General features: G+C 73.2%; 6 protein-coding genes. 2 read left to right on the top strand and 4 right to left on the bottom strand.

What is annotated here, in order from left to right:
- A partial coding sequence (locus ACFXAM_RS37505) for a hypothetical protein (RefSeq protein WP_380298280.1) occupies positions 1-234 on the top strand: 234 nt, incomplete at its 5' end.
- A gap of 148 nt (positions 235-382) precedes the next feature.
- Here the strand turns inward: ACFXAM_RS37505 and tyrS are convergent.
- Positions 383-1,645: a tyrosine--tRNA ligase gene (gene tyrS / locus ACFXAM_RS37500; RefSeq protein WP_380298282.1), complete on the bottom strand. Its 1,263-nt coding sequence runs from the start codon at positions 1,643-1,645 to the stop codon at positions 383-385.
- 303 nt (positions 1,646-1,948) lie between these two features.
- Here tyrS and ACFXAM_RS37495 point away from each other — a divergent pair, with 303 nt between their 5' ends.
- Complete coding sequence (locus ACFXAM_RS37495; protein WP_380298278.1) at positions 1,949-2,488, top strand: HNH endonuclease; 540 nt, start codon at positions 1,949-1,951, stop codon at positions 2,486-2,488.
- 103 nt (positions 2,489-2,591) lie between these two features.
- Here the strand turns inward: ACFXAM_RS37495 and ACFXAM_RS37490 are convergent, their stop codons facing one another.
- From ACFXAM_RS37490 to ACFXAM_RS37480, 3 genes are all read right to left on the bottom strand, one after another.
- A complete protein-coding gene (locus ACFXAM_RS37490) occupies positions 2,592-4,403 on the bottom strand; it encodes a PQQ-binding-like beta-propeller repeat protein (RefSeq protein ID WP_380298276.1) in 1,812 nt (603 codons plus the stop codon).
- Positions 4,404-4,501: 98 nt separating this feature from the next.
- Complete coding sequence (locus ACFXAM_RS37485; RefSeq protein ID WP_380298275.1) at positions 4,502-4,804, bottom strand: 4a-hydroxytetrahydrobiopterin dehydratase; 303 nt, start codon at positions 4,802-4,804, stop codon at positions 4,502-4,504.
- A 108-nt stretch (positions 4,805-4,912) separates the two neighbouring features.
- Positions 4,913-5,671: a sulfite exporter TauE/SafE family protein gene (locus ACFXAM_RS37480; protein WP_380298273.1), complete on the bottom strand. Its 759-nt coding sequence runs from the start codon at positions 5,669-5,671 to the stop codon at positions 4,913-4,915.
- Positions 5,672-5,810: the final 139 nt, after the last annotated feature.

The raw sequence follows: 5,810 nt of genomic DNA, 5'->3' as shown, positions 1-5,810 counted from the left end.
TGGCACGCTGTTGAGTTCTCAAGGAACGGACGCTTCCATCGGGCGGCTTTCACACCGGCCCTCCGGGCGCTTCGTTCTTTCGTGTTTCCAGCTTACCAGATGCTTTCCGCTCCGTTTTCCGGAGTTTCATTCATCCGATTTCCCGAACTGGTCGGTGTCACTTTCCGCGACGCCCTCCACATTAGCGCATTCCGAGTGTCACTCGAAATTCATGCTGTGAGCGTGACGCGCTGAGTGGGTGGCCGCTTCAGCGACTCGTTCAACACTAGGCCACCTGGAGGACATCGTCAAACATCAGGGGCGGGATCCGGCTGGATCCCGCCCCTGATGGGTAAAGCCGCAGGTCAGCGGCCTTGCGTTTCGGCCATCACGGCCAGTTCGATCACTTGGTCAGCTCGGCCGCGGCCAAGTTGCGCTTGCCGCGGCGCAGAACCAGCCAGCGACCGTGCAGCAGATCGGTCTCGGCCGGCACCGCTTCCTCGTCCGTCACCTTGACGTTGTTGAGGTAGGCGCCGCCCTCCTTGATCGTCCGGCGCGCGGCCGAACGGCTCGGGGAGAGTCCGACGGCGACCAGCAGGTCGACGACCGACTGGAGCTCGGTGACCGCGGCCTTCGGGACCTCGGCGAGCGCGGCGGTCAGGGTGGGTGCCTCCAGGTCGGCGAGGTCGCCCTGGCCGAACAATGCCTTGGAGGCGGCGACCGCGCGCTCGTACTGGTCGGCACCGTGCACCAGGGTGGTCAGCTCCTCGGCGAGGGCACGCTGGGCGAGGCGGGCGGCCGGGCGCTCGGTGGTCTCGCGCTCCAGCTCCTCGATCTCCTCCTTCGAGCGGAAGCTGAAGATCCGCAGGAAGTTGGGGACGTCCCGGTCGTCCGCGTTCAGCCAGAACTGGTAGAAGGCGTACGGGGTGGTCAGCTCGGGGTCGAGCCAGACCGTGCCGGACTCCGTCTTGCCGAACTTGGTGCCGTCGGCCTTGACGATCAGCGGCGTGGCCAGCGCGTGCACGGACTTGCCGTCGGCCTTGCGGATGAGGTCCGTGCCGGCGGTGAGGTTGCCCCACTGGTCGCTGCCGCCGGTCTGCAGGGTGCAGCCGTAGCGGCGGTTCAGCTCCAGGTAGTCCATGCCCTGGAGGATCTGGTAGCTGAACTCGGTGTAGCTGATGCCCGCGTCGGAGTTGAGCCGTCGGGCCACGGCCTCCTTGGCGATCATGTTGTTGACCCGGAAGTACTTGCCCACGTCGCGCAGCAGGCTGATCGCGGACATCCCGGAGGTCCAGTCCAGGTTGTTGACCATGCGCGCCGCGTACGGGCCCTCGAAGTCGAGGAACCGGGAGATCTGCCCGCGCAGGCGCTCCACCCAGCCGGCCACCGTCTCGGGGTCGTTGAGCACGCGCTCGGCGGTGGGCTTCGGGTCGCCGATCAGGCCGGTGGCACCGCCGACCAGGCCGAGCGGGAGGTTCCCCGCCTGCTGGATGCGGCGCATGGTGAGGATCTGGACCAGGTTGCCGAGGTGCAGGCTGGGGGCCGTCGGGTCGAAGCCGCAATAGAACGTGACCGGGCCGTCCGCGAACGCCTTGCGCAGTGCGTCCTCGTCGGTGGACAGGGCGATCAGCCCACGCCACCGCAGCTCGTCGACGATGTCCGTCACGGTCACGCTTCTCCTTCGGTCGGGCGTCCCGCCCGGTGCGGGCCCGGTTCGGCCGGGCCCCGGTGCGGGACGACTCCAGCGTTGTAGAGCCTACGCGGTCACGGCCAGCGAGTTTTCGCCGGATTGGCGCGGACGCGCCGGACCGGCCACGGTCACGACGTGGTCATGCCCCTCCGTGACACCGGAAATTCCGTTGTTCGACGGCGGGGAGCCCCTTCACAGTGGTCCCACCGCCGCGCGGCGGCAGTGACGTGTGTAAGGACGGTCGTGCCGCCGCGGCACGCCCGCGGAAGGGTGGCCGAGGTGCGCAGCACGCTGGTTCTGAACGCAAGCTACGAGCCGCTGACGACGGTGTCGCTCCAGCGTGCCGTGGTCCTGGTCCTCCAGGACAAGGCCGTGGTCGAGCAGGCCCACCCCCTGCGCACCATGCGCGGGACCGGGGTGACCGTACCGGTGCCGCGGGTGATCAGACTCCAGCGGTACGTACGGGTGCCGTTCCGACAACAGGCTCCGTGGTCGCGCCGCGGGGTGCTCGTCCGGGACCAGCACCTGTGCGCCTACTGCGGGCGGCGGGCCACCACGGTGGACCACCTGCAGCCCAAGTCGCGCGGTGGTGGGGACACCTGGCTGAACACGGTGGCCGCCTGCGCGGAGGACAACCAGCGCAAGGCCGACCGGACGCCGGAGCAGGCGGGGATGAAGCTGCTCCGCAAGCCGTTCGTCCCGACGCCGCAGGCGACGCTGATGATGGCGCTGGGGCTGCGGGTCTCGGACCTGCGGGAGCTGGCCGACTGGCTGCCGGCGGTGCAGCCCGTCGCCGCGCCCGCGCCGTCCGCCGCCTGAGACGGCCCGAGGGCCCCGGAAAGCCGGGGCCGAGGGAACCGGGGGAACCGGGGGGAACCGGGCCGGGGCCGACGGGGAGGTCGGTCCCCGGCCCGGTCCGGGTTCACTCCTTCGCCCGGAAGCCCGTCGCGGTGCCGAAGTTGGTGGAGTGCTCGGGGACGGCGACGACGCTGCCGCCGCCGATCAGGACCCGGCCGGAGACCAGCAGCGAGCCGGTGCCGGGCGGGAAGCCGCCGCCGGCCGTCTCCTGCCCGCCGTCCAGCGCGAAGCGGCTCAGGTGCGCCGGCTGGTCGACGCGCTCGTCGACGGCGACCACCAGCGCGCCGCCGTCCACGCCGACGGCCCGGGCGGCGCCCTTCTCCCGGGCGGTGGTCCGCCAGCGCTGCTTGCCGGTGTCCAGGTCGTAGCCGGCCACTGCGACCGGCCCGCCGGCGCCGTTCGCCGAGGCGGGGGTGGCGACCGTGGTGACCATCGTGCGCTCGTGGAAGAAGACCCCGGGGGTGGCCGAGAACGATCCGTGGGCGACGTCCAGCCGGCCCCCGGCGTCGGCGACCGGGATCTCGGCGGCGGGGTCGCCGGCCGGGCCCCAGGCGAGCACCCGGTCGTCCTCGGGCTTCTCGCCGGTGGTGAGGACGACGGGGGGCTCGGCCGAGAGCACGGTCGCCGTCCTCGGCCGGTTCTCCAGGCCGCGCCACCAGGCGACCTTGCCGTCGGCGGTGTTCAGCGCCACGGCCTGGTCGACGGGGTCGGAGTCGGCGCAGGTGCTGGCCACCAGGACGGTCGTGCCGGAGACGCCGCCGGAGAGGGTGCAGAACTTCCCCTGCCCGGTGTACTGCCAGACGTCGCCGCCGTCGGCGGACTGCCAGGCGACGGCGTGGCTGTCGCCGATCGCGATCACCTTGTCGTCCGTGACGCCGACGCGTGCGCCGTAGGCGCCCTTGGCCTCGGTGAGCGGCTTGGTCCACGCCGTCCGGCCGTCCTTGGTGTCGACGGCGGCGACCAGGGAGCACGGACTCTTCGGGTCGGCCTGGGGCCGGAACAGCGCGGCGCCGAGGCCGGCCCGGTTGACGGTCGGTGACAGACCGCACGGGACGGCGCCGGCCGCGGGCGGCTCCACGGCCCAGACGGGCTTGCCGTCGGTCAGGTCGTAGGCGCGCACGCCGGTGGCGTCGGCGCGCACCACCGCGCCGTCGAGCAGCCAGCTGCCGACGAGGGTGTCGTCGCCGCCGGGCCCGGCGGCCTCGGCCCGGGCGGCCCAGGTCCGGGTGTGGGCGGCGCTGAAGCCGGGGTCGCCGGCGGCGTCGGCGGAGGCGCCGCCGCCCTCGGCGCTCACCGTCAGGCCGGCCGCGACCAGGACGCCGAGCGCGGCGAGGCCGGCGCCGGTGCGCACCAGCAGGGCACGGCGGTCGGGGGTGTAGCGGGTGGTCCCGGCATCGGCGGCGGGGCGGGTCCTGGCGCCACGGGCCTTCCCGCCGCGGGCCTTCCCGCCGCGGCCGGCGCGCCGGGAGGGGGCCGGTACGGCGGCCGGTGCGGGCTCGGGTCCGGGCTCGGGCTCCGGCTCCGGCCCGGGTTCCAGGTGCACGTAGCCGTCGTCGGTGTACTCGGCACCGGCGGGCACGTACAGGTCGCCGCCGCCCGGTTGCTGGGGGACGACCACGTACGGCGCGTACTGGTCCTGGTGGTGCGGCCCGTCGTACGCGGTGTACGCGTCCGGGACGTAGACGTCGGGCTGCTGCGGCAGCCGGTCGTGGGGGTGGTACGGGTCGTACGGGAGGTAGGGGACGTCGGGGCCCTGCCCCTGCCCCTGCTCCCCCGGGTGCCCCGGCTGCCCGGGCCAGGCCGTCTGCTGCGGGTGGCCGGGCTGCTGCGGGTACCAGGGCTGCGGGTGGCCGTCGCCGAGGGGGTCCTGCGCCATCCGTTCCGTCCCTCCCGACCGCCTGCACTGCGGCAGCCAGCATCTCACGGCGCCGCAACGGCACCCGAGCGGCCCGGAGGGGACGGTTCCGCCGGCCCCTAGCCGGCCGACTCGGCGGCCAGTGCCTCGTCGATCCGGGCGGCGAGGTCGAGGTCGAGGGCGGTGAGGCCCCCGGCGCTGTGGGTGGAGAGGGCGAAGCGCAGGGTGCGCCAGCGGATGTCGATGTCGGGGTGGTGGTCCATCGCCTCGGCGACGGCGGCCACGGCGGTGACGACCCGGATCGCGGCGGGGAAGTCGGGGGCGTCGGCGGTGCGCACGACGGTGCCGCCCTCGCGCGTCCAGTGCGGCAGGCCGGCCAGCCCCGCGGTGATCTCGTCCTCGGTCAGCCGTTCGCGGCTCATCGCCCACTCCTGTCACCGGTCGCTGTCGGTCGTCCGCGCGGAACGCGCACGCGTAGGACGATATAGAGGCCGCGCCGCCGGAGGGCGGCGACACCTCGAAGGGCGTCCTCAGTCGGTGAGCAGCTTGGCGACGGCGGCCAGGCCGACGACCACGATGATCGCCCGCAGCACCTGTGGCGGCAGCCTGCGGCCGACCCTGGCGCCGGCCACCCCGCCGATCAGCGAGCCGACCGCGATGAGTCCGGCGGCGGCCCAGTTCACCGTGGAGGTGAAGAGGAAGAACAGGGCCGCGACGCTGTTGACGATCATCGCGAGGGCGTTCTTCACCCCGTTGATCCGCTGCAGGTCCTCCTGGAGCAGCATGCCCATCAGGGCCAGCAGCAGCACGCCCTGGGCGGCGCCGAAGTAGCCGCCGTAGACGCCGGTGAGGAAGATCCCGGCGAGCAGCAGCAGTCCGCCGTGCGGGTCGCCGTCGGGGCGGCGGCGGGCGGCGACGGCGCGGGCGACCCGGGGCTGAAGCACCACCAGGACGAGGGCGAGCAGGATCAGTACCGGGACGACGGCGTCGAAGGCGGCGGTGGGCAGTTCGATCAGCAGGTAGGCGCCGAGCACGCCGCCGAGCAGGGAGGCGGTGCCGAAGCGGACGAGCCGGGCGCGCTGGCCGGCCAGCTCGCGGCGGTAGCCGATCACGCCGCTGAGCGAGCCGGGCACCAGGCCGAAGGCGTTGGAGACGTTGGCGGTGACCGGCGGGAGTCCGACGGCGAGCAGCACCGGGAAGGTGATGAGGGTTCCGGAGCCCACGATGACATTGATCATTCCGGCGCCGACGCCTGCCGCCAGGACGGCGATCGCCTCCCAGACCGTCATGAGCCACCTCCCGTGGGGGTCCTGTCGCCGCGATCATGCCGGACGGAGCGGCGGGGGTTCCAGAGGCCCCCGGAATTCGGGATGTTCGACACAGTCGGGGCCAGGACGCCCGCGGGCCCGCCCCCGTGCGGTATGGGGG

Source organism: Kitasatospora sp. NPDC059462 (genome assembly GCF_042749955.1).
Taxonomy (GTDB): Bacteria; Actinomycetota; Actinomycetes; order Streptomycetales; family Streptomycetaceae; genus Kitasatospora.
Note: the sequence above shows the minus strand (reverse complement) of the source record. Positions and strands in the feature narration are given on the sequence as shown.

Bases quoted from the DNA above. Each gene is read 5' to 3' on its own strand.
- ACFXAM_RS37485 (WP_380298275.1), bottom strand. From the start codon at position 4,804: ATGAGCCGCGAACGGCTGACCGAGGACGAGATCACCGCGGGGCTGGCC.
- ACFXAM_RS37480 (WP_380298273.1), bottom strand. From the start codon at position 5,671: ATGACGGTCTGGGAGGCGATCGCCGTCCTGGCGGCAGGCGTCGGCGCC.
- ACFXAM_RS37490 (WP_380298276.1), bottom strand. From the start codon at position 4,403: ATGGCGCAGGACCCCCTCGGCGACGGCCACCCGCAGCCCTGGTACCCG.